Raw genomic sequence first — 2,364 nt, 5'->3', positions numbered from 1 at the left:
TGTCCTGTCTCACCTAAAGTGACGCAATCTCAAGATAGTTGGAGCATTGGTCGGGTTTGTCTCAAGTTAGTTGAACCATTGGCGTGGTGCGTTTCACTTTAGGTGACGCATCCGGCCGGCCGGTCTCAGGTTAGTTGGACCATTGGTCCGGCGTGTCTCACTTTAGGTGACGCATGCCGGGTGCTGGCATGGCTAGAATCCGGACTATGGGACGCTCGACGGCGGCGTCCGACACTCTTGCCGGACAGCATGATCCAGCAGGCACCCTGACCTTCAGGGGGCAATTCAACAGCGCCCTAACAACGGCCTTCCTGGCGGATTGCTGGATGCTTCCGTTTGAGCTTGTCCGGCCCATCCGATCGCCGGCAGCATTCAAGGGACAACGCAACTTCGCCGGTCTGTGGTGGTGCGGGACGAATGGGCGCCATGTCGGGTTCGAATCCTGGTGCGAACGTGATCACCTGATGTCCCTGGACTTTGACCCGGACGTCATCGGTATCTCATCCCAGCCCTTCCGGATCGCCTTGCCTGCACCGCTCCCCCAACATTCGCACGTCCCGGACTATTTTGTCCGCCGTGGCGACGGGTCCGCTGTTGTGCTCGACGTCCGCCCGGAGGCCCGGGTGAAGCCGGCGGACCGGGACGTTTTCCAGGCAACCGAGGGCCTTTGCACCGGCGTCGGCTGGAGTTATCAACGACTCGGTGCACTGCCTTCGGTCTATCTGGCGAATCTGCGCTGGCTGGCCGGCTACCGGTATCCACGGTGTTCCCGGGAACCGGTGGCCACCCTTTTGACGGACATCCTCTCGAACGGCCCGGCAATGCTTCGGGACCTCACGGCCGCAGCGGGTGACCCTGTCACCACCCTGCCGACCCTGTTCCATCTGCTGTGGAGACACAAAATCTGTACGGATCTGCACGACCGGCCCCTGGCCAAAGACACCCTGATCTCGTTGGGGGTGACACCGTGACGGGCGGACACGGTCTGCTCAGGCTCGGAGACGACGTCGAGTTCCACGGGCTCACGTATCGGCTCACCGGCCTCGACGGCGACGTCGCCATGCTCACCGTCGGCGGCGAGTCCCCGGTCGCCATCAAACTCAGCTCCCTCTTCGCCGATGCCAGCTTCAAAATCCTGGACCCATCACCCTTACGGCGCAGGATCACCGGGCCGTCCATGTTGTTCGAATCGCTGCCCCAGGAGGTCCGAAACAGGGCCCGGTGGCTGGAAGGACACATCACCGAGATCCTGGACGGCGTCCCCTGCAACGCTGAACCAGACCATGTGGCCAAACGAACCTACAACCCCCGGCTGACGTCTGCCCGGCAACGGGACCTGGCCAAGCTGGCGGAGCTCGACGAGCTGGGAGAGCACTTCAGTCTCAGCAAGCTCCAGCGCCTGCGGCGCGCCTACGAGCAGCAGGGCCTGCTGGGTCTGGTTGATCAGCGGCTCATCCGCCGCGACCCGGTGGCCGGCCAGACCGACCAGCGCGTTGTTGACGCCGTCGTGAAGGTGCTGGAACACAACACCCACCAATCCACTGGCACCATGGACCGGCTGATGCGCCAGGTCCGCCAGCAGCTCGAATCTGAGCACGGCCCCGGGCTTGTTCCGTTTCCTTCCCGGGCGACGTTTCACCGCCTGGTCGGCCGGCTTGCCGCCGGCCGGCACGCGACAGGATCCGCACGCACCAGGCGCACCCTTGCCCAGCAACCGGAGGCGCCTTTCGGCGCCGTCTATCCGGTCAGGCCCGGGGAGCTGATGCAGATCGACTCCACTCCCCTGGACATCGCCGTCGAACTCGACGACGGCGTCATCGGACGCGTGGAACTGACCGCCATGGTCGACATCGCCACCCGCAGCATCCCCGCCGCGGTCGTCCGGCCCGCCACGAAGGCCGTCGACGCGGCCCTCCTGCTGGCCCGCTGCCTGACCCCCGAGCTGATGCGCCCCGGGTGGGCACAGGCGGCGTCGATGGCCGCCTCGGCCCTGCCCTACCGGTCCATGAAATCCATCGACGAACGGCTCGCCGGCGCCGCCGCGAAACCGGTCATCGTGCCCGAAACCATCGTCTGCGACCACGGCAAGGCCTACCTCTCCAACACGTTCAAGGGCGCCTGCCGCAGCCAGGGCATCAGCTTCCAGCCGGCCCACCCCGACACCCCCACCGACAAACCCGTCATTGAACGCACCCTGCAGTCCATCGGCACGCTCTTCGCCCAGTACGTCACCGGCTACCTGGGCTCCTCGGTTGAGCGGCGGGGCAAGAACGCCGAGCACCAGGCTGTCTTCTCGCTGCCGGAGATCCAGGACCTGCTCGATGAATGGATCGTGACCGGCTGGCAGAACCGGCCCCACGACGG

At 65.3% G+C, this 2,364-nt stretch carries 1 protein-coding gene and 1 pseudogene; both read left to right on the top strand.

The window, feature by feature from the left end:
• Nucleotides 1-173: 173 nt before the first annotated feature.
• Nucleotides 174-971, top strand: a complete 798-nt coding sequence (locus J9611_RS21200; RefSeq protein WP_307857178.1) for a TnsA-like heteromeric transposase endonuclease subunit — start codon at nt 174-176, stop codon at nt 969-971.
• Nucleotides 968-2,364: pseudogene (locus tag J9611_RS21195) on the top strand (DDE-type integrase/transposase/recombinase); the annotation flags it as partial. The gene J9611_RS21200 and the pseudogene J9611_RS21195, both read left to right, overlap by 4 nt.

The organism is Pseudarthrobacter albicanus (assembly GCF_018224015.1).
GTDB lineage: Bacteria > Actinomycetota > Actinomycetes > Actinomycetales > Micrococcaceae > Arthrobacter > Arthrobacter albicanus.
The sequence above is the reverse complement of the archived record's forward strand: the minus strand, read 5'-3'. Positions and strand labels throughout refer to the sequence as shown.